At 64.5% G+C, this 20,548-nt stretch carries 20 protein-coding genes; 6 read left to right on the top strand and 14 right to left on the bottom strand.

Annotation, left to right across the window (positions count from 1 at the left end; genetic code table 11):
* Positions 1 to 14: 14 nt before the first annotated feature.
* From mraY to G7044_RS13855, 9 genes are all read right to left on the bottom strand, one after another.
* Positions 15 to 1,097 carry a phospho-N-acetylmuramoyl-pentapeptide-transferase gene (gene mraY / locus G7044_RS13895; RefSeq protein ID WP_166329862.1) on the bottom strand — a complete coding sequence of 361 codons (1,083 nt, stop codon included), beginning with the start codon at positions 1,095 to 1,097 and terminating at the stop codon, positions 15 to 17.
* 3 nt (positions 1,098 to 1,100) lie between these two features.
* Positions 1,101 to 2,480, bottom strand: coding sequence for a UDP-N-acetylmuramoyl-tripeptide--D-alanyl-D-alanine ligase (locus G7044_RS13890; RefSeq protein ID WP_166329860.1), 1,380 nt, complete (start codon positions 2,478 to 2,480; stop codon positions 1,101 to 1,103).
* Entirely contained in the window at positions 2,480 to 3,964 is a 1,485-nt protein-coding gene (locus G7044_RS13885; RefSeq protein ID WP_166329858.1) for a UDP-N-acetylmuramoyl-L-alanyl-D-glutamate--2,6-diaminopimelate ligase, read from the bottom strand. The genes G7044_RS13890 and G7044_RS13885 overlap by 1 nt, the downstream gene beginning before the upstream one ends.
* Positions 3,965 to 3,974: 10 nt before the next feature.
* Positions 3,975 to 5,783 carry a peptidoglycan D,D-transpeptidase FtsI family protein gene (locus tag G7044_RS13880; RefSeq protein ID WP_166329856.1) on the bottom strand — a complete coding sequence of 603 codons (1,809 nt, stop codon included), beginning with the start codon at positions 5,781 to 5,783 and terminating at the stop codon, positions 3,975 to 3,977.
* Entirely contained in the window at positions 5,780 to 6,172 is a 393-nt protein-coding gene (gene ftsL / locus G7044_RS13875) for a cell division protein FtsL (protein WP_166329854.1), read from the bottom strand. The genes G7044_RS13880 and ftsL overlap by 4 nt, the downstream gene beginning before the upstream one ends.
* A complete protein-coding gene (gene rsmH / locus G7044_RS13870; protein WP_166329852.1) occupies positions 6,169 to 7,158 on the bottom strand; it encodes a 16S rRNA (cytosine(1402)-N(4))-methyltransferase RsmH in 990 nt (329 codons plus the stop codon). The genes ftsL and rsmH overlap by 4 nt, the downstream gene beginning before the upstream one ends.
* Positions 7,159 to 7,161: 3 nt before the next feature.
* Positions 7,162 to 7,677 carry a division/cell wall cluster transcriptional repressor MraZ gene (gene mraZ, locus G7044_RS13865; protein ID WP_166329850.1) on the bottom strand — a complete coding sequence of 172 codons (516 nt, stop codon included), beginning with the start codon at positions 7,675 to 7,677 and terminating at the stop codon, positions 7,162 to 7,164.
* Between the two features lie 707 nt (positions 7,678 to 8,384).
* Positions 8,385 to 8,654 carry a YcxB family protein gene (locus G7044_RS13860; RefSeq protein ID WP_166329848.1) on the bottom strand — a complete coding sequence of 90 codons (270 nt, stop codon included), beginning with the start codon at positions 8,652 to 8,654 and terminating at the stop codon, positions 8,385 to 8,387.
* Positions 8,651 to 8,875 (bottom strand): hypothetical protein, encoded by a 225-nt coding sequence (locus G7044_RS13855; RefSeq protein ID WP_166329846.1) that lies wholly within the window; start codon positions 8,873 to 8,875, stop codon positions 8,651 to 8,653. Before G7044_RS13855 ends, G7044_RS13860 begins: the two co-directional genes overlap by 4 nt.
* A gap of 555 nt (positions 8,876 to 9,430) precedes the next feature.
* Between G7044_RS13855 and G7044_RS13850 the strand changes: the two genes are divergently transcribed.
* Positions 9,431 to 9,655 (top strand): DUF1127 domain-containing protein, encoded by a 225-nt coding sequence (locus tag G7044_RS13850; RefSeq protein WP_207630300.1) that lies wholly within the window; start codon positions 9,431 to 9,433, stop codon positions 9,653 to 9,655.
* A 431-nt stretch (positions 9,656 to 10,086) separates the two neighbouring features.
* The gene (gene rlmJ, locus G7044_RS13845) at positions 10,087 to 10,860 is read left to right on the top strand and encodes a 23S rRNA (adenine(2030)-N(6))-methyltransferase RlmJ (protein ID WP_166329844.1); all 774 of its coding nucleotides are present in this window, start codon (positions 10,087 to 10,089) and stop codon (positions 10,858 to 10,860) included.
* A 75-nt stretch (positions 10,861 to 10,935) separates the two neighbouring features.
* Here rlmJ and arsC read toward each other — a convergent pair whose 3' ends face one another.
* The 4 genes from arsC to acnA all read right to left on the bottom strand — a co-directional run bounded on the left by arsC (position 10,936) and on the right by acnA (position 15,272).
* Complete coding sequence (arsC, locus tag G7044_RS13840) at positions 10,936 to 11,367, bottom strand: arsenate reductase (glutaredoxin) (RefSeq protein WP_166329842.1); 432 nt, start codon at positions 11,365 to 11,367, stop codon at positions 10,936 to 10,938.
* The gene (locus G7044_RS13835) at positions 11,364 to 12,038 is read right to left on the bottom strand and encodes an MIP/aquaporin family protein (protein WP_328803859.1); all 675 of its coding nucleotides are present in this window, start codon (positions 12,036 to 12,038) and stop codon (positions 11,364 to 11,366) included. The genes arsC and G7044_RS13835 overlap by 4 nt, the downstream gene beginning before the upstream one ends.
* Positions 12,025 to 12,381 carry an ArsR/SmtB family transcription factor gene (locus G7044_RS13830; protein WP_166329838.1) on the bottom strand — a complete coding sequence of 119 codons (357 nt, stop codon included), beginning with the start codon at positions 12,379 to 12,381 and terminating at the stop codon, positions 12,025 to 12,027. The genes G7044_RS13835 and G7044_RS13830 overlap by 14 nt, the downstream gene beginning before the upstream one ends.
* A gap of 122 nt (positions 12,382 to 12,503) precedes the next feature.
* On the bottom strand, positions 12,504 to 15,272 hold the full coding sequence (gene acnA / locus G7044_RS13825) for an aconitate hydratase AcnA (protein ID WP_166329836.1): 2,769 nt from the start codon (positions 15,270 to 15,272) through the stop codon (positions 12,504 to 12,506).
* A 228-nt stretch (positions 15,273 to 15,500) separates the two neighbouring features.
* On the opposite strand from acnA, the gene G7044_RS13820 reads away from it, so the two are divergent.
* The 3 genes from G7044_RS13820 to G7044_RS13810 are packed head-to-tail and all read left to right on the top strand — an operon-like array spanning position 15,501 to position 18,257.
* Positions 15,501 to 16,673: a DUF1223 domain-containing protein gene (locus tag G7044_RS13820; RefSeq protein ID WP_166329834.1), complete on the top strand. Its 1,173-nt coding sequence runs from the start codon at positions 15,501 to 15,503 to the stop codon at positions 16,671 to 16,673.
* A 55-nt stretch (positions 16,674 to 16,728) separates the two neighbouring features.
* Positions 16,729 to 17,631, top strand: coding sequence for a DMT family transporter (locus G7044_RS13815; protein WP_166329832.1), 903 nt, complete (start codon positions 16,729 to 16,731; stop codon positions 17,629 to 17,631).
* Positions 17,632 to 17,642: 11 nt separating this feature from the next.
* A complete protein-coding gene (locus G7044_RS13810) occupies positions 17,643 to 18,257 on the top strand; it encodes an inner membrane-spanning protein YciB (RefSeq protein WP_166329830.1) in 615 nt (204 codons plus the stop codon).
* 34 nt (positions 18,258 to 18,291) lie between these two features.
* On the opposite strand, the gene G7044_RS13805 is transcribed toward G7044_RS13810, so the two are convergent.
* Positions 18,292 to 19,191, bottom strand: a complete 900-nt coding sequence (locus G7044_RS13805; RefSeq protein ID WP_166329828.1) for a hypothetical protein — start codon at positions 19,189 to 19,191, stop codon at positions 18,292 to 18,294.
* Positions 19,192 to 19,353: 162 nt separating this feature from the next.
* Between G7044_RS13805 and metZ the strand changes: the two genes are divergently transcribed.
* The gene (gene metZ, locus G7044_RS13800) at positions 19,354 to 20,529 is read left to right on the top strand and encodes an O-succinylhomoserine sulfhydrylase (RefSeq protein WP_166329826.1); all 1,176 of its coding nucleotides are present in this window, start codon (positions 19,354 to 19,356) and stop codon (positions 20,527 to 20,529) included.
* Positions 20,530 to 20,548 lie beyond the last annotated feature (19 nt).

Here is a 20,548-nt window from a genome sequence, read left to right as displayed (position 1 = left end):
CAGAATGAAAGGCCTCAGCGCAGTTTCAGCGTCGCAAGCCCGATCAGGGCCAGCACCAGCGCGATGATCCAGAAGCGGATCACGATCTGGCTTTCCTTCCAGCCCTTCTTTTCGAAATGGTGGTGGATCGGGGCCATCAGGAAGACGCGTTTGCCGGTGCGTTTGAAGTAGAGAACCTGAATGATGACGCTCAGCGCCTCGACCACGAACAACCCGCCGACGACGGCCAGCACGATTTCGTGCTTGGTAATGACGGCCATGGCGCCAAGGGCGCCGCCAAGGGCCAGTGACCCGGTATCGCCCATGAAGACGGCGGCGGGCGGCGCGTTGTACCACAGAAAGCCCAAGCCCCCGCCGATCAGGGCGGCGACAAAGACCACCAGCTCGTCGCTGCCGGGGACGCGGTGGACGCCCAGATAATCGGCGAAGGTGGCGTTGCCGACCGCATAGGCGATGATGGCGAAGGTGGCAGCCGCGATCATCACAGGCATGATCGCCAGCCCGTCCAGCCCGTCGGTCAGGTTGACCGCATTGGCCGCGCCGACGATGACGATCATGGCGAACGGGATGAACAGCACCGAGAGATTCAGCAGCAGATCCTTGAAGAAGGGAAAGGCCAGCCGCCCGCTGAGCGTGTCGGGGTGCAGATACATCGCCCAGACCGCTGCCAGGAATGCAAGGCCGAGACCCAGCGCCATGCGCACGCGGCCCGAGACACCCTTGGTATTGTGCTTCGACACCTTGGCATAGTCATCCGCGAAACCGATGGCCGCATAGCCGTAGGTCACCATCAGGACGATCCAGACATAGCCATTATCCAGCCGCGCCCACAGAAGCGTGCCGACCAGCAGCGCCGACAGGATCAGCAGCCCGCCCATGGTCGGGGTGCCGGCCTTGACGAAATGGGTTTCCGGCCCGTCATCGCGGATGGGCTGGCCCTTTTTCTGGATCCGGCGCAGCTTCTCGATCAGCGGACGGCCGAACAGGAAGGCGAAGATCAGGGCCGTGAAGAAGGCGCCACCGGCGCGAAAGGTGATGTATTGGAACAGGTTGAAGACACCCTGCCCGCCCGTCAGATCGTAAAGCCAATACAGCATTCGTCACGCCCCCGTTGCGTCGGCCGCGTTCCCGGCCTTGCGCATCGCCTGAACGACGCGGCTGATATATGAGCCCTTGGAGCCCTTGATGAGCACCGTATCGCCGGGCCGGACCAGTTCGTCCAGCCGCAGGGCCAGTGCGTCGGCGGATTCCGCCCAGATGCCCTGCTTATCGGCTGGCAGCGCATCGAACAGATGGCGGATGCGCGGGCCTGCGGCATGGACCAGATCAATCGAGGCCATCACCGGATCGCTTGCCAGTTCGGCATGCTGGGCGTTTTCGTCCGCCCCCAGTTCCAGCATATCGCCCAGAATCGCCACCCGGCGCGCGCCCGGCAGCCGGGCCAGCGTGCCCAGGCCTGCCCGCATGGAGGAAGGGTTGGCGTTGAAGGCATCGTCAATCAGGCGGATCTCACCCAGTTGTTCGACCGCGCCGCGTCCCTGCGGGGGTAGCCACTCGGCAAGGTGCTTCGCCGCCTCGATCACGTCGGCGCCAATGGCGCTGACGGTGGCCAGCACGCCCATGGCATTATTGGCGAAATGCGGCCCGACCGAGCGCAGGGTAAAGTTGATCGGCTTGCCCGACAGCGCGCCGCGCACCCGCAGCACATCGCCTTCGGGCGTCGAGGAAATCAGCCGCGCCTCGCCCGCGTCGCCGAAGCTAAGGATGGGGGCACCGGCATCGTCGGCGGCCTCGCGCAGGATCGGCGTGGTGGACAGGCTGGTCGGGATGATCGCCGCGCCGGCTGGCGTCAGGCCCTGAAAGATCGCGGCCTTTTCGCGCGCGATGCCGTCCAGATGACCGAAGGCGGCGATATGGGCGGGTGCGATGGTGGTGATCAGCGCCGCATGGGGACGGGCCATCTTTGCCAAGGGTGCGATCTCGCCCGGGTTGCTCATGCCGATTTCGATGATGGCAAAATCGGTATCAACAGGCATGCGGGCCAGGGTCAGCGGCACGCCCCAGTGGTTGTTATAGGATGCCTCGGCCGCGTGGATATTGCCCTGCCCAGCAAGGGCCGCGCGCAACATTTCCTTGGTCGAGGTCTTGCCGACAGAACCGGTGACGCCCACCACCTTGCCCGACACGCGCGCGCGACCGGCGCGGCCTAGCGCCTCCAGCCCCTTCAGCACGTCATCGACAATCAGCAGCGGCGCGTCATCGGCCACGCCTTCGGGGATACGGCTGACCAAAGCCGCAGCCGCGCCTTTTTCCAGTGCCTGCGCGACGAAGTCATGGCCGTCGCGGGCGGCTTGCAGGGCGACGAACAGGTCGCCCGGCTGGATCGTCCGGGTGTCGATGCTGACGCCATCCGCCTGCCAGGACTGCGTCACCCGGCCGCCGGTCGCGGCGGCGGCATCTTCAGAAGTCCAGAGCGCCATCAGATCTTCCCGTCCAGAGCGGCCACCGCGACCGAGGCCTGTTCGGCATCGTCAAAGGGGAACACGTCGCTGCCGACGATCTGGCCGGTCTCGTGCCCCTTGCCGGCGATCAGCAGCGCGTCACCCGGTTGCAGGGCGTCCACACCGCGCAGAATCGCCTCGGCCCGGTCACCGACTTCGACGGCTTCGGGGCCAGCACCGGCCATGACCTCGGCGCGGATGGCGGCGGGGTCTTCGGTCCGGGGGTTATCGTCGGTGATGAAGACCACATCGGCGAAGTCGCGCGCCGCCTGTCCCATCAGCGGCCGTTTGCCGCGGTCACGGTCGCCGCCTGCGCCCAGCACGACGATGATCCGGCCCATGACATGGGGGCGCAGCGATTGCAGCGCCGCGATCACCGCGCCGGGCTTGTGGGCGTAATCGACAAAGACCGCCGCGCCATTGTCGCGCTGCGCGACCAGCTGCATGCGGCCACGCACGGTTTCCAGATGCGGCAGCGCCGCCAGAACCTCGCCCGCGTCACTGCCCGAGGCGATAGCCAGACCGGCCGCCGCCAGCACGTTTTCCGCCTGAAAGCCGCCGATCAGGTTCAGCCGCACGAGATGCGTCTGGCCCTTGTAGCTGAAACGAAGCTCCTGCCCGGTGGCATCGTAACGCTGGCCGAGGATCCGGAAATCATCGCCCTCGGCGCTGCCGATGGTGGTCAGGATCAGGTCACGCTCGCGCGCAATATCGGCCATCTGACGGCCGCGTTCGCTGTCGACATTGATGACGGCACCGTCGCCGGCATCAAGGATATGGCTGAACAGCAGTGCTTTGGCGGCGAAGTATTCGTCAAAACCGGCGTGGTAATCCAGATGGTCCTGGCTGAAATTGGTGAAGGCCCCGGCCATCAGCCGCACCCCGTCCAGACGTCGCTGGTCGAGCCCGTGGCTGGACGCCTCCATCGCGACATTGGTCACGCCCGCCTCGGCGGCGGCGGCCAGAATGCGGTGCAGGGTCACCGGTTCGGGGGTGGTATGGGCCAGCTTGGCTTCGTAATCGCCCTGCACGCCCATGGTGCCAAGGCTGATCGCCTTCAGACCCAGAGATTGCCAGATCTGCCGGGTGAAATTTGCCACCGAGGTCTTGCCCGAGGTGCCGGTGATCGCGACCACCTTTTCCGGCTGGCGACCGAACCACAGCGCCGCCGCACCCGCCAGCACCTGCCGGGGGTCTTCGGCCACCACCAGCGCGCCATCCCAGCCGCGCAGGACATCGGCCGCCAAGGCCGCACCGGCGGCATCGGTCAGCACCGCAGCCGCGCCCTGACGCAGCGCGTATTGGATGAACTCACCGCCATGGATGGCCGATCCCGGCAGGGCCGCGAACAGATGGCCCGGCCGAACCGTCCGGCTGTCGACCGACAGGCCGGTAATATCCGGGTCGCGCCCGCCAAATGCGTTCAACCCCAGCAGGGACAGCCGCTTTACGCCCTCGGTCATGCTTACTCCGTCAGTCGTTTGCGGCGACCTTTACCTTGTTTCGGGTGGGCGCTTCAATGTCGGGCAGCGGTTTGGTGCCGACCGGGCGCAGGCCCAGAATCGGGGCCAGCCGGCTGATGACATCACCCGCCACCGGCACCGCGGTCAGGCCCGCAACCCGGCTTTCGCCACCGCCCAGCGTGGCGCTGGGTTCGTCCAGCGTCACCACCAGCACATATTTCGGCGCTTCATGTGGGAATACGGCGGCAAAGTTCGCGACCACCTTGTTTTCGTAGTAACCGCCGCCGGGGCGCGGCTTGTCGGCGGTGCCGGTCTTGCCGGCGATCTGATAGCCCTCGACATCTGCCCGGCGCGCGGTGCCGCGCACGACCACTTCGCGCAGCATTGCCAGCGACAGCTTGGCAGCCTGTGCAGACACGACCTGCTCGCCCACCGGGCGCTTCTTGCCATGCACCAAAGTCGGCGTGACCTTGCGCCCGCCATTCGCCAGCGTCGCATAGGCGGACGCAAGATGCAGCGGGCTGGCCGCCAGGCCGTGGCCAAAGCTGACCGTGGCCGCCGTCACGGCGGGCCAACGCGACGGCACGATGGGCTTGCCGGTCGGGGCCTCGACCATCTCGACAGATGTCGGTGCGAAAAAGCCCAGCCGTCCCAGAAATTCCTTCTGCCGCTCGACCCCGATCATCTGCGCGATCCTGACCGTGCCCACGTTCGAGGATTTGACGATGATATCGGCCACCGACAGGCTGGGCCCGTAATTGTGATAGTCGCGGATGCTGTATTTCCCGATCTTCATCGGGCTGTTCGAATTGATATGCGTGTTCGGATTGACCAGCTTCAGGTCCATCGCCTGCGCAACCGGGAAGATCTTGAAGGTCGAGCCGAGCTCGTACTGCCCTTGCAGGACACGGTTGAACAGCGGGCTGTCGGACGGGTCGCCCTTCAGCGCCGGCTTCGGGCGATCATTGGGGTCAAAATCGGGCAGGCTTGCCATGGCCAGGATCTCGCCCGTCTCGATTTCCATCAGCACGCCGGCCGCACCCTTGGCGTTCATCCGGCGCATGCCCGAGGACAGCACCTCCTCCATCGCGGATTGGGCGGTCAGGTCCAGCGACAGGGTCAGCGGTGCGCCCTCGTTCGCGGGGTTTCGCAGCCAGCCATCAAAGGCTTTCTCCACGCCAGCGGTGCCGATCACCTCGGCGCTGTTCACGCCTTCAGCGCCGAAGGCGGACCCGCCGAGGATATGGCTGGCGATGCGGCCATTGGGATAAAGGCGCATCTCGCGCGGTCCAAACAGCAGGCCCGGCTCGCCAATGTCGTGAACCGCCTGCATCTGTTCGGGGCTGAGCTTTTTCTTCACCCACAGGAATTTCCGCTTCGGATCGGTGAAGTCCTTGAGCATCCGCTCGCGGTCCAGATCCGGGAAGATCCGCGACAGCGCCTCGGCGGCGCGGCGGCCGTCGACCATCTGGTTGGGCTGGGCATAAAGGCTGTGGGTCAGCATGTTCGTCGCCAGCACCCGGCCCTTGCGGTCGGTGATGTCGGCGCGCTGGCTGATGATCTGGGCGCCCGTGGTCTGGGCGCGCGGCTCGGCCGGATCAGAGGCCGCAAGCGCGCCCATGCGGAAGCCCACGGTGCCAAAGGCGACCAGAAACCCCAGCGCCATGAAGACCAGCCGCCCCTCGGCCCGTTTGCGGGCGCGGTCCTGAATCTCGGCATGGCGTTCGGCGCGGTTTTCAGCCTCGATCGCGTCGGGATCCTGCCCGGTTTCACGGGCGCGGAGGATACGGGCCAACGGGCGCAGCGGCTTGCGGATCATTGCGAGGACTCCTGTTCGGAAGGCGTCGGGTCAGCATCGGTGATCGCGCCCTCGGTCGGGGGCACGAAGTTTTCCGGGCGGCGCGGCGGGTATTTCACCGGCGGCGGCGGATAGTCGATCTTGGCAGTATCGACGAACTGGTTCGAAGTGATCGGCTGCAGGTTCAGCTTTTCGGCATTCAACTCCACCAGCTCGCGCAGACGCTCGGGCCGGTTCAGATAGGCCCATTCGGCACGCAGTACGACCAACTGCTCGCGCAGCCCGGCGATGTCGCGCTGCACGCGCTCCATCTCGTTCAGGGCGTCCTGGGTGCGATAGTTTTCACGGTAAGCCCAGAAGGCCAGCCCCATGACCACCATCGCCACCAGCAGGAAGAAGATCGACCTCATCGCCGCCCCCCTTTCACCGGCAGGCGCGGCAGGGCAATGGCGGATTCGTCCAGACCGCGCGGCGGGGCGTCGGTGCGGATGCCGACCCGCAGATAGGCGCTGCGCGAACGCGGATTCGCGGCCAGTTCGGCGTCATCGGCACCAATGGCGCGGCGGTGAGGCATGGTGAAGGTGGGCGCATCGACATGGCCCGCCGGCGCGTGGCGCGACCCGCCCCCGGCGGTGGCCGAACGCGACTGCAAGAAGCGTTTGACCACCCGGTCTTCCAGCGAATGAAAGCTGACGACCGCCAGATGGCCGCCGGGCCTCAGCGCGCGTTCCGCCGCCGCCAGCCCCTCGGCCAGCTGACCGAATTCGTCATTCACCCAGATACGGATGGCCTGAAAGCTGCGCGTCGCCGAATGGCTTTGCCCCGGTTTCGGGCGCGGAAGCTGGGCCGAGATCACCTCGGCCAGTTGCGCGGTGGTCTCCAGCGGGCGCGCGGCCACGATGGCGCGGGCAATCCTGCGCGAGGCGCGCTCCTCGCCATAATGATACAGCACGTCGGCGATCTGCGATTCGTCGGCCGCGTTCAGCAGATCGGCGGCACTGGGACCATCTGCGCCCATGCGCATGTCCAGCGGTCCGTCGCGCAGGAAGGAAAAGCCGCGCTCGGCCTGATCCAGCTGCATCGAGCTGACGCCCAGATCCAGCACCACCCCGTCGACCGGGCCGCCCGCCAGCCGGTCCAGATCGGAAAACGTCCCCTCGACCAGTTGCAGCCGGTCGCCATATTCGCCCGCCCATTCGGCCGCCATCGCAAAGACGCTGGGATCGCGGTCGATGCCGATCACCCGCTCGGCCCCGGCATCCAGCAGCCGGCGCGCATAGCCGCCGGCCCCGAACGTGCCGTCGACCCAGGTGCCGCGCACGGGTGCCACGGCCCGGATCAGCGGGTCGATCAGTACGGGAACATGGGGATCCTTGGCGCTATCCGCGGGGGCCATGGCCTAACCCTCGCGCGGTTCTTGATCGGGCGCGGCAGCCAGGAAGCTGCGCGGATCGAAATCGGCCGGGAATTGCGACATGAACGCCTCCAGCGAGCCGCTGGATTCGGAATAGTTCGCCGGGCTCCAGACCTCGATGAAATCACCTTTCGAGGTGAAGAAGGCGCCATCATCCAGCCCGATCTTGTCGCGCAGCTTCTGAGGCAGGACCAGGCGGCCATCGGTGTCGATCTCGGCCTCGGTCGCCATGCCGTTCATCAGGGTTTCCAGCCAAAGTCGTTCCTGCGACCCGCGTGGCAACTGGTCGATCTCGTCGTCGATACGCTCGGCCGCGTCGACTGTATAGAATTCAAGCTTTTTCCAGCTTTCGGGACCGTAGACGACGATCATGCGTGTCCGGTCAGAGGGCTTCCAGTCAGGATCGCCGGCTTCGAAGATACGGCGGAAACGGGCCGGGATCGACATGCGACCCTTGCCATCCACCTTTACCTCTTCCGAGCCTCTGAACTTGCGCGCCACCGGCCCGCCTCTCCTTCGATCCTGTCGCTTCCTTCCCGGGACCCCGGAAAAGAAAGGCGGACCGGGCCGCTGCCACTGCCCGATCCGCCGCCCTCGTTCCCATCTCTGGGGCCCGCATCGTTGGCGGGCTGGTCCCTGGTGCCACCTTGGGGGAGGTGCTGCTCGCACTTGGGACCATCTTGTTCGGAAGCGGGGTGCCTGTATGAAGCCTGCTATCGCCTTCGGGGTCTTGATCGCCCCTTGAAGCCCGTCTCCGTGACCCCGTGATGACATGGGAATTTATGGGACGCAATGGAAAATCTTGGGCAAGCACCGCGTGAGCGGATGTGAACGGGCGTGAACACCGGGGGAACATCCTCGCGCCGCTGCGCAGCATTGCGCAGGTATTGGCAGCAACCGAACAAATCATACTAAATGTGGTAGTAGATGCAGGGCCGCCACGCTGTCCCAGAAAATCCCATCAGACGATGGTCATGCGCCAAAAATCCGCAACTCGACGGGCAAAAAGACGCCCAGCCGCACAAAATCACGGCCCATCACGCGGCGGTGATTCGGATCAGGGTCGCCTTTCCCATGCATTCCCGGCACTCGAGCGCCCCCCAACCGGGCTGTTCCCACATATTCCCGAAAGCCCTCGCCCCAACCGATGCGCCACGCGTTCCGACATACGGCCCCATGGACCGCAGGCGTTCCCATGAATTCCCGGCTCAGCCGCGTGGCAGGTTCCGGCGCAGGTAGCCCAGGGCCTCCTCGGGGATCTCGCGGATGGGCATGGTGATGAACTGGCTGGGGCCAAAGAAGATCATCCAGCTTTCAGGGCGCTGCCAGACCTCGGTGATGCGGTCCCAGGGTATCAGCGTTTCGCCCAGCTCGGACGCGGCGAAAACGCCCCGCTGATCCAGAACGAAGCGCGCCTCGGGCGCGCGCATCTGGCGCAGCCGGCCCAGCGAGTTGCGACTATAGGAGCTGCGAATCATCGCGACGACGACCGGGGCAACAGCACGAGGACAAGCAGGACCAACTCTGGCCAGCCATGACGTCCGCCGGCAAAACGCCACCCCAGAAACAGCAGCAGGCCGCACTCAGCCAGCCAGAGCCCCTTCTGCTCGCGAAAGCAGCGGTGCAGCACGAATGCCCGGATGGCATCGCGGACGATCCGGCGATCGTAAGACACGGTAAAGCTGTGCGAAGACGCCATGTTTCCCCCTCTTACATTGCCTTTTCGCCGCTGTTGGTAGAAATGTCCATTCACCCTGATAGGACGAAATACCTTTAAATCGAGGTTTTCTCGGCCTAGGGGAGATTGCTGCCATGAACGCCGATTCGAACGCGCATTGCGCGCATCCGGCCGACCACCCAACCGACGCAAGCAACAGCCTGTCCGGGCTGGCGTCTTACCCGAGGTCTGCGACAGGCCGCCGCAGGGAAGGCTTTTCAAGTGGCCCGACCACATGACGCGGCGTTACAATCTCCTTGCTGATGCGAAGCTGCCACTTAAATAGGACAACGCGGCGAACAGGTCGCGAAACCTGCCGGAAACGGCAACTTCTGTCCAGCGCTAACATTCACGCAAAAATAATTTTTGTAACAGTACCGTCACATTACGCGACTGATTTTCGAAAGTCTTGCGTTTGCTGCATAGCAGCATTGACCGAATGTTCGTTGTGCAAGCGCAGCATAGGGGCCATGTTGATCTCAACGGCGCAGATGGCTGCACCGTCCGAACCGAACCGTAAGATGAAGCGATAGTACAATGGCCGCAACGAACACCCTGACCCATACCGCACGCAGCGAACGCGCTGCCGGCACCGGCTTTATGGGCATGATCGTGCGCTTGCAGGAAGCCCGCGCCCGTCGTGCCGTGTATCGCCAGACGGTGAATGAACTGTCCAACCTGTCGAACCGCGAACTGGCGGATCTGGGCATTCACCGCAGCATGATCACCCGGATCGCCACCGAGGCAGCCTGGGGCAAGTAAGAACGCAGATACCCGACCCTCCCTCCTCCCTGGGTCCGGGTTCAGGTGGCGCCTCCCTCCTCCTCCCTGGAGGCGCCACCGCCAAGATACGACGGGACCCTCTCCTCCTCCCTGGGTTCTGTTGGTGCGGCGGCGTCCCCGTCTCCTCCTCCCTCGGGGACGCCGCTTTAAACTGAACACGTCCGCCCCTCCTCCTCCCTGGGTGTGACGTTAGCGATGCGGGCTCCTCCTCCCTGCCTGTGTCGCACCCTATATCCGGCCCCTCCTCCTCCCTGGGTCGGAATATGCGATGCAGGCTTCCTCCTCCCTGCCTGTATCGCAGCTATACGCGGCCCCTCCTCCTCCCTGGGCCAGCGTTGTCGCGGCGGCGCCCCTCCTCCTCCCTGGGCGTCGCCGCTTTTCATTTCAGCAAGCCTGCGGGATAAGGGCGCATGTTGTCCTATCAGCACATCTATCACGCCGGGAACGCGGCCGATCTGCACAAGCACGCGCTGCTGGCCTGGGCGCTGGATTACCTGACCGCCAAGGACAAACCGCTGAGCTATCTGGAAACCCATGCCGGGCGCGGGCTTTACGACCTGTCCTCGGCCGAGGCCCGGAAAACAGCCGAGGCGGATGCCGGTCTCGGACGCGCCGAACGCGGCGCATGGCTGGACGAAGATCACCCGCTGATGCGGGCGCTGGCATCGGTTCGCCGGCAGCATGGCGACCATGCCTATCCCGGCTCGCCATTGATCGCGCAGCATTTCCTGCGTCGCGGCGACAGCGCCCATCTGGCAGAGATGCACCCGGCCGAGCATGCGGCGCTGGCGCAAGTGGCAGGCCGTGCCAAGCTGTACAGCCAGGACGGATTCCAAATGGCCCGCACCATCACCCCGCCCACCCCGCGCCGTGGGCTGATGCTGGTTGATCCCAGCTATGAGGTCAAAACCGATTACACCGAAATTCCCGGCTTCTTTCAGGACATCGCCCGCAAGTGGAATGTCGGCACACTGGCGCTGTGGTATCCGATACTGACCGATGACCGCCAGCGTGGCATGGTCGCGCGACTGTCGCAGGCCTTCCCCGAGGCGCTGAAGTCAGAGGTCCACTTCCCGCCCGCAAAGCCCGGTCACGGCATGGTCGGATCCGGCATGTTCGTGGTCAATCCGCCCTGGGGGCTGGCCGAGGAAGCCGCCAGGATCGAGGCATTGTTTCGGGGCTAAAGCCCGCGAATCGACCCGCGATTCCGCACGATGCGTACTGGCGGCACGCGACCGAACGTCCCCCACACGACCCTGTCAGCCCTTCTGCGCCGGCGGCCTTCCATTCGCATCCAGAATCATCTCTCCGTCCTCTTTGAATAGCGGGCCCTTCGGCAGCTGATCCAGCAGGTCCAGAACCGTCTCGGACGGGCGGCACAGGCGCACACCCTTTCGAGTGCAGACGATCGGACGATTGACGAGGATCGGATGCGCGATCATCGCCTCGATCAGCGCATCATCGGGAATGGCCGGATCGGTCAGGCCCATTTCCTCGGCCGGGGTTTTCGACACGCGCAGCGCCTGCCGCGGCGTCAGTCCCGCCGCCGCGAACAGGCCCAGCAACTGCGGGCGGGTCCATCCCGTCACCTGGTATTCGATCACCACCGGCTCGATCCCTGCGGCGCGAATGATTTCCAGCACATTGCGAGAGGTGCCACAGCCTGGGTTGTGATGGATGACGACGCTCATGCGGTTTGCCTTTCCCTGAACAGCCAGCGACAGCACGGCACCGCGACGGCCGCCCCGATCACCTGCGCCACAATGAAGATGAGGATATTGCCGGGGCTGATGCCCGAAAACGTGTCAGTTAGTCCCCGGGCGATGGTAACGGCCGGATTGGCGAAGCTGGTCGATGCGGTGAACCAATAGGCGGCGGTGATATAAAGACCGACAAGCGCCGGTATCGCCTGCGGGCTTGTGCGCAGCCCCGCGAAGATCGTCGCGACAAGACCGAAGGTGGCGACAATTTCAGACAGGAACTGATCGGCGCCGCCACGATCGGTCTGACTGATCTGCAAAAGTGGCAGATCGAACATGGCATGGGCCAGCACGGCACCGGAGATCCCCCCGCAAATCTGCGCCAGCACATAGCGGAGCGCGACGTTGCGGGACATATCGCCGCCAAGCGCGAAGGCCAGCGTGACCGCCGGATTGAAATGCGCGCCCGAAACCGGACCGAGCAGGGTTATCAACACGAAAAGGATCGCGCCGGTCGGAATGGTGTTGCCCATCAGCGCCATGGCCGTATCGGCGGTCAGCCGGTCAGCCATGATGCCCGAACCGACGACGGCCGCGACCAGAAAGCCGGTGCCGATGGCTTCGGCAACCAGTTGTCGCCCAAGCTTATCAGCAGCAGCCACTTGCGGCACCCTCCTGCGCGGGTGCGCTGCACTGGAAACTGCCATCGCAGCATTCGACCTGTCCGGCACAGCAATCCTCCAGCAGATAGCCCATCAAGCCGCACATGCCGTCCATATCGGCGAAATAGCGGATCACCCGGCCCTCTCGTTGCGATTTTACTAGGCCGGACTGCGTCAGGATCGACAGATGGGTCGACAGCGTATTCTGCACGATCCCGAGTTTCGCGCCGATCTCACCAGCTGCCAGTCCGTCAGCCCCGGCGCTGACCAGCAGCCGGATCGTGTCGAGGCGGGTTTCCTGCCCAAGTGCCGAAAGTGCGGCCAATGCCTGCGATTGGTTCATCGCGGCCCCCTATGATTCGATATATCCAGATTAATCGAATAATTGAAGGAAGCAAGCCCTGACCCGACAAAATGAAAACCCCCGGCACAGTTGCCGGGGGTTTGTCGTTCAGTTGGATTTAATCAGGCCGCCGCGAGGTTGCGCAGCACATAGTGCAGCACGCCGCCATTCTTCAGATAGTCGATCTCGACTTCGGTATCGATGCGGGCCTTCAGCTTGACCGTCTTCTCGGTGCCGTCTGCATATTTGACCTGCGCATCAACGATCTGCAGCGGCTTCACATCGGCCAGCCCCTCGATGGTGATGGCCTCTTCACCGGTCAGGCCCAGCGATTTGCGACTGTCGCCACCCGTGAACTCGAACGGGATGACGCCCATGCCGACCAGGTTCGAACGGTGGATACGCTCAAACGATTCGGCGATGACGGCTTTGACGCCCAGCAGGTTGGTGCCCTTCGCCGCCCAGTCGCGCGACGAACCGGCGCCGTATTCCTTGCCGCCGATTATGACCAGCGGCGTGCCCTGGGCCTCGTATTCCATGGCGGCGTCATAGATCGCCTCCTGCCCGCCTTTCGGACCCTTGGTATAGCCGCCCTCGACGCCGTCCAGCATCTCGTTCTTGATGCGGATATTGGCGAAGGTGCCGCGCATCATGACCTCGTGGTTGCCGCGACGCGAGCCGTAGCTGTTGAAATCCTTCGGCGCGACCTGGCGTTCGGTCAGGTACTGGCCGGCCGGGGTGGTCGGCTTGAACGAACCGGCCGGGCTGATGTGGTCGGTGGTAATCATGTCGCCCAGAACGGCCAGCACGCGGGCGCCCTTGATGTCGCTGATCGCGCCCGGTTCCTTGGACATGCCCTGGAAATAGGGCGGGTTCTGGATATAGGTCGACGAAGCCGGCCAGTCATAGACCTCGCTGTCGGTGGTCTTGACCTCTTGCCAGCGCTTGTCGCCCTTGAAGACGTCGGCATATTTTTCCTGGAACATCTCGCGCGTGACGACGCTGTCGACCATATCCGCGACTTCTTTCGAGGTCGGCCAGATATCTTTCAGGAAGACCGGCTTGCCGTCAGCGGTATGGGCCAGCGGCTCGCTCGACAGGTCAATATTCATGTCGCCCGCAATCGCATAGGCCACGACCAGCGGCGGCGAGGCCAGATAGTTCGCGCGAACATCGGGCGAGATCCGGCCTTCGAAGTTACGGTTGCCCGACAGAACGGCCGTCGCGATCAGGTCATTGTCGTTGATCGCTTTCGAGATATGCGGCTCCAGCGGGCCGGAATTGCCGATGCAGGTGGTGCAGCCGAAGCCGACCAGATCAAAGCCGAGCGCGTCCAGATCTTCCTGAAGACCGGCGGCCTTCAGATAGGCTTCGACGACCTGCGATCCCGGCGCCAGCGAGGTCTTGACCCAGGGCTTCCGGTTCAGGCCAAGCGCGCGCGCCTTGCGCGCCACAAGACCGGCGGCCATCAGAACGTAAGGGTTCGAGGTATTGGTGCAGGAGGTGATCGCCGCAATCACGACAGAACCGTCATGCAGCTTGTAATCCTCGCCTTCCACGACCGCTTCGTGGAAGCCGTCCAGATGGCCCGGCAGATGGTCGGGTGCAGGCGCGCCGCCTTCTTCGTTCCAAGTCTTGGCTTCCTTGCGGGTCGGTTCCTTCAGCTTGCGGTTGCCCGAGACGTATTTACCGAATTCGAAAGCCGCATCGGTCAGCGCAACGTGGTCCTGCGGACGCGAAGGGCCCGAGATGGCGGGCACTACGGTGCTTTGATCCAGTTCCAGCGTCGAGGTGTAGATCGGTGCATAGTCCTTGTCGCGCCACATGCCGTTGGCCTTGGCATAGGCTTCCACCAGCGCGATGCGGTCCTCATCTCGGCCGGTCTGACGCAGATAGCGCAGCGTTTCCTCGTCAACAGGGAAGAAGCCGCAGGTGGCGCCGTATTCGGGGGCCATGTTGGCGATGGTGGCGCGGTCCGCCAGCGGCATGTGATCCAGCCCGTCGCCGTAGAATTCGACGAATTTGCCCACCACGCCGTGCTTGCGCAGCATCTGGACGACCTTCAGCACCAGGTCGGTCGCGGTCACGCCTTCGGTCAGCGCGCCGGTGATCTTGAAGCCGACGACCTCGGGGATCAGCATCGAGATCGGCTGACCCAGCATCGCGGCCTCGGCCTCAATCCCGCCAACGCCCCAACCCAGAACGGCAAGGCCGTTGACCATGGTGGTGTGGCTGTCGGTGCCGACCAGCGTATCGGGATAGGCGACCTCGGCCCCGTTCTGGTCCTTGTCGGTCCAGACAGTCTGGGCCAGATATTCCAGGTTCACCTGGTGACAGATCCCGGTGCCGGGCGGCACGACGCGGAAGTTGTTGAACGCGCTCTGACCCCATTTCAGGAAGGTATAGCGTTCGATATTGCGTTCGTATTCGCGATCCACATTGAACTGGAAGGCGCGGGGCGTGCCGAATTCATCGACCATGACCGAGTGGTCAATGACCAGATCGACAGGGTTCAGCGGGTTGATCTTCTGCGCATCGCCGCCAAGCGCGGTGATGCCGTCGCGCATCGCCGCGAGGTCCACGACAGCCGGCACGCCGGTGAAGTCCTGCATCAGCACGCGGGCCGGGCGATAGGCGATTTCGCGCGGGTTGTTGCCACCCTTCTGCGCCCATTCGGCGAAGGCCTTGATGTCATCCACCGAAACCGTGCGGCCGCTGTCTTCAAAGCGCAGCATGTTTTCCAGCACGACCTTCAGCGCGGCCGGCAGCTTCGAAAAATCGCCTAGGCCTGCTTCGGATGCGGCAGGGATCGAGTAATAATCGACGCTCTGCCCGCCCGACTCCAGTGTGCGGCGGGTCTTGGCGGTATCGGTTCCGGTAACGATGGGCATGGTGGCCTCCCTGTCGGTTGGATGGGTACGGCGGTCGCTTCAAGCTTTGAGATGCCCCATTAGAGGAGTCGTTTCAAGGGGCCGGATCGTTGTTTGTATGCGATTGTATACCATTCATCCGCATGTTGCACAAGCGCAACGCATCGCGTCCTGACGGCCACGTCACATAGCGTTGATTTGGGATTTTCCGGTCAATGTCCTATCCCCTGCCTCCAAGCAGGAAAGGCGATGATGCATCAGGCACGGCAGATACCCTTCGCGCTGCTGGCGCTGACCTTCCTGGCGGTGCCGGCAACGGCCGACACATCCCCGCACGCCTCGCGCCCGGTCCCGTCCGGGGCTGCCATTGCCGCGCCCGTCGCGCCGCGCAGCGCTGCCCGAGGACCGCACGACAGCCTGCAGCGGGTGATGGATGGCTTCGACGCCGCGACGGGTGTGCCCCAAAGGCTAGCGCAATCCGAATTCGGCGGTTCAGAGGATCTTGGTGGCTTCGACAGCCAGAACGATCTGGGCGGCTACGATGCCTCGGACTATGGCGATATCATGGACGATGTGGACGCCGTCATCGACGCCATGCGCGACGAGGTCGCACCCGATGCCCCCCAGCACGATTTCGCTGCAGAGGCCACAGGGTCAGACGAGGCCCCGGCTGCGAAGGAGCCCTCCGGTTCGGACATCTCCCCTGCGCCAACGCCCGCCGGTCCGTCGGCACGCAACCGGCAGGGACCGCATGCGCGCTCTCCGGTGGTGGTAGAGCTGTTTACCTCTCAAGGCTGCATCGACTGCCCCCCGGCCGATAACCTGCTGGCAGATCTGGCGACCCAAGGTGATGTGCTGGCACTCAGCTGGCATGTCGATTACTGGGATTATCTCGGCTGGCCCGATGAATTCGCCCGGCCCGAATTCAGCCAGCGCCAGAAGGGTTACAACCTGAGCTGGGGCGCACGCTCGCTGTTCACGCCGCAGATCGTAGTCGGCGGCGAGACCCCGATTGACCTTCCGCGCCCCGCCGATGTGGCCATGGCCATCGATATGGAGCGGGCCGAGGGCGATCACGTCGCCATCACCCGTCGAGAATCCGGCAACCGCAGCGAGATCGAGCTGACCCCTCAAGGCAGGCTGCCGCCCTCGATCGCGGTGCAATTGGTCCGTTACCTGCCCGAGCGTATTGTCGAGGTGCAAGGCGGCGAAAATCGCGGTCGCAGGCTGGTGCTGCGCAATGTCGTCGCCGCCAGCGAAGTGCTGGCGACCTGGGACGGGCGGGCGCCGCTGCGTCTGACGGTAACGCTTGGCGCCGGCCGCGTGGCCAACCTGCCCGCCGATACCCGCCACGCGCTGATCGTCCAGCAGCTGAACGGCAAACGTCCAGGCGAAATTTTCGCAGCTGTGCTGCTGGACTGAATGGCCGCCGCGCCAGCATCTGGACCTTGGCGGTTTTCGGGATCATGACTTCGGCATGACCGAATGGATCAACCACATTGCCGGCACACCAGAGGGCGCGCGCATTGCCTCGATGCTGGCGTTGTCGGCGGCCTTCCTGCACGCCATTTTCGGGGCGCTGCAAAAAGGCAGGCACGACCCTTGGATCAGCCGCGCGGCCATCGACATCTCGGTCGTCGCCATTGCCCTTCCGGTGGCGCTGTTCATTGCCCCCTGGCCCGAGCCGGCATTGTGGCCGATCTTCGCGGGCGTCGTGGTGATTCACATCGGCTACAAGATGGCGCAGGCGATGACCTATCAGCGTGGCGCCTATACCGTGGTCTATCCGGTGGTGCGCGGCACCGGGCCGCTGGTCACGGTCATCTTGGCCAGCATCGTCTTTCAGGAACGCTACAACCTGACCCAGTGGCTTGGGGTGGCGACGCTGGTCGCGGGGATCCTCGGGCTGGCCGCCTATAATTACCGCAAGCTGGATGTCGGGCGCGAAACCCTGGTCCCGGCGCTGACCTGGGCCGCCATCACCGGCGTTTTCGTTGCCGCCTATACCACCTACGACGCCTGGGGCATCCGGCAGGCGGCGCATCCGCTGACCTTTCTGACCTGGTTCTTCCTGCTCGACGGGTTGCTCATGCCGTTCTTTCTGCGGCGACGGCTGGCTGCCCTGCCTCGCACCGAATGGCGCGGGTTGGCGGTCCGCGGCGTGATCGGGGCCGTGGTGGCCTTTGCCAGCTTCGGATCGATCATGATGGCCACCCGCATCGACGAGGTCGGCCGCGCCGCCGTCCTGCGCGAGACATCAACAGTCTTCGCGGCCCTTGTCGGCTGGCTCGTCCTGGGCGAAAAGGTCGGGCCGGCACGCGCGGCGCTGATGGCGCTGATCGCCGCTGGCGCTGTCATCATGGAATTCGGCGCAGCCTGAACGGAGCAGATATGGAAACCGACAATCGCAAGCCCATCTCGCCGGGCGTCAAGGCAGCGCTGGAATTCGGCCCGCTCATCGCCTTCTTCGCCGTCTTCACGCTGCTGAAAAACCGGACCTTCGTACTGGGCGGGACCGAATATGGCGGCTTCATCATTGCCACCATGATCTTCGTGCCGGTGCTGGCGCTGTCGACCCTGGCGCTGTGGCGGCTCAGCGGCAAGCTGTCGGTGATGCAGGTGCTGACGCTTGTGCTGGTGGTGGTTTTCGGCGGCCTGACGGTCTGGCTGAACGACGAGCGTTTCTTCAAGATGAAGGTCACGCTGATCTACAGCATCTTCGCCGGCCTGCTGGCGCTGGGACTGCTTCTGAATCGCAACTGGCTGGAGCTGGTGATGGGCGAGGCCCTGCCCATGCAGCACGAAGGCTGGGTCAAGCTGACCCAGCGGATGATCGCGCTTTTCGCGGGCCTCGCCATCGCAAATGAGGTAATCTGGCGCAACTTCTCGGATACCGCCTGGGTGAATTTCAAGACCTTCGGCCTGCCGGTCATCATGTTCGTGTTCCTGATGGCCAATGCGGGCCTTTTTTCCCGCTATGGCATCAACAAGGACGATGACGCCTGAACTGATCCGCCAGAACCGGAACGCGCCCCAGTTCTTACGCGCGTCCCCAGTCAGCCTGCCGCCCCGGTAGCTGCAACAGCCGCGACCAGCGCGGGGTCTGCCGGGCAGGCAAATGTGCCCGCAGCAGGGCCAGCGGCAACGCCCAAGGCTGACCCAGCGCCACGCGATAGAAATCGAAAAGCCCGGCCCGCATATAGGGCGACCAATGGCAGGCGCGGGCAGTATCGGCACCAATATCAAATCCCAGCCCGGCCAATGCGCGGCGCGGCTCGGACGCGTCGATCTGAAGGTCCAGCCAGTTCGGGCATGGCTGCGACAGGCCGAACCCCAGCGCCGGGCTGCGCCCGCGGCCGCGCCCGACCAACAGTTCCAAAGCGAAATCGAACAGGTCATTCTCGCGCGAGGTGACGTTGATGACCTCGGCCAGACGACCGGCGGGGCTGGCGATCGCCGCCTCGGCCGCGGGACGCAACTCGGCCGCAGCCATCAGGATGATACGCCCGACACTGCCCGCGGGGGCTGCCGCCAGCGCCTGCAAGGCAACGCGCCCGCCCAGCGAATGCCCGATCATCTGCACCGGGCGCCCCGCCGCATCCGCCAGCCGCCCAAGCGCCGGCCCCAGATCGCGCCCGATCCCCCCGGCCCGATGGTAGACCCGCGCCAGCCCGCCGCGCGCCGGCCATCCAAAGGCGATGCCCAGCCCGCCCGTTTCGTCGCGCAACCCCAGCGCCGAGGGCCAGGATCGCAGCCGCCGCCCCGGCAGCGTCGGATCCAGCGCAAGGATATGGCGATGCGGATCATGCGCCGGGCTGGACGGGCAGTAACGATAGCCGTGGATCATCACGATCAGCGCCGCGCCGGGCGGCAGCGCCCGCGCCGCGTCAAGGGCCTCCGGTGCGTCCGCCCGGTCAGAATTGAGATGCAGCACGGCCATGGCCGGATCCGCTTTGCCAAGGTTCGCGTCCTGATGCCGCTTCAGCGCAACAGGGGTGTGACCGGGGCGCGACATTGCCGTAACAACGCTGGATTTCGGCCGCAAAGCTTGCCATCCGAAAACGGCGGGGGTAACGCGGAACCGCAACCAACGAGGCAAATCATGAACGAACGCAATCTGCACAAACGCAGCCTTGCCGTGCACGCCGGCACCCGTCGCAGCCAATATGGCGAGATGGCCGAGGCGATGTTCATGACCCAAGGCTTTGTCTATGACACCGCCGAACAGGCCGAGGCGCGGTTCCAGAAGGTCGGCGACGACGAATTCATCTATGCCCGCTATGGCAACCCGACCAACCGCATGTTCGAGGACCGCATCGCCGCGCTGGAAGGTACCGAGGACGCCTTTGCCACCACCTCGGGCATGGCAGCCGTCAACGGTGCGCTGATGGCGGTTTGCGAAGCCGGCAGCCATGTCGTCGCAGCGCGCGCACTGTTCGGCTCGAACCTGTATATCCTTGATGTCCTGAAACGCTTCGGGGTCGAGGTCACGCTGGTCGACGGAACCGATCTGGACCAATGGCGCGCGGCGATCCGGCCGGGCACGACGGCGGTCTTCTTCGAATCGGTGTCGAACCCGACGCTGGAGGTGATCGACATCGCCGCCGTCGCCGAACTGGCACATGCCGCCGGTGCGATCGTCATGGTCGACAACGTTTTTGCCACTCCGATCTTCTCTCGTGCGGTCGAACAGGGTGCCGATGTCATCATCTATTCGACGACCAAGCATATCGACGGCGCCGGCCGCGGCCTTGGGGGCGTGATCTGCGGCACGCGGCAATTCGTGCGCGAGGTGGCCGAGCCCTATCTGAAACATTCCGGCGGCGCGATCAGCCCGTTCAATTCCTGGCTGATGCTGAACGGGCTGACCACGATGGACCTGCGCGTCCGCGCCATGGCCGACAGCGCCGCAGCCATCGCGGATGCGCTGAACGGGCATCCAAAGCTGTCGCGGCTGATCTATCCGGGCCGGACCGATCACCCGCAACACGCTCTGGCAATGTCGCAGATGGGTTCCGGGGGGACCATGATTGCGCTGGAGATCGCAGGCGGGCAGGACGCCGCCTTCAATGCCCTGAACAAGCTGGAGCTGATCCTGATTTCCAACAATCTGGGCGACGCGAAATCCATCATCACCCATCCCAGCACCACCACCCACCAGCGCCTGACCGAGGAGGACCGGCTGCGCCTTGGCATCACGCCGGGTCTGGTGCGCCTTTCGGTGGGCCTTGAACATCCCGATGACCTGATCGCGGATCTGCGTCAGGCATTGGAATAACCATATCAGGGCGGCAAGG

The sequence above is a fragment of the Paracoccus xiamenensis genome, assembly GCF_011308835.1.
GTDB classification, from domain to species: Bacteria; Pseudomonadota; Alphaproteobacteria; order Rhodobacterales; family Rhodobacteraceae; genus Paracoccus; species Paracoccus xiamenensis.
Note: the sequence above shows the minus strand (reverse complement) of the source record. Positions and strands in the feature narration are given on the sequence as shown.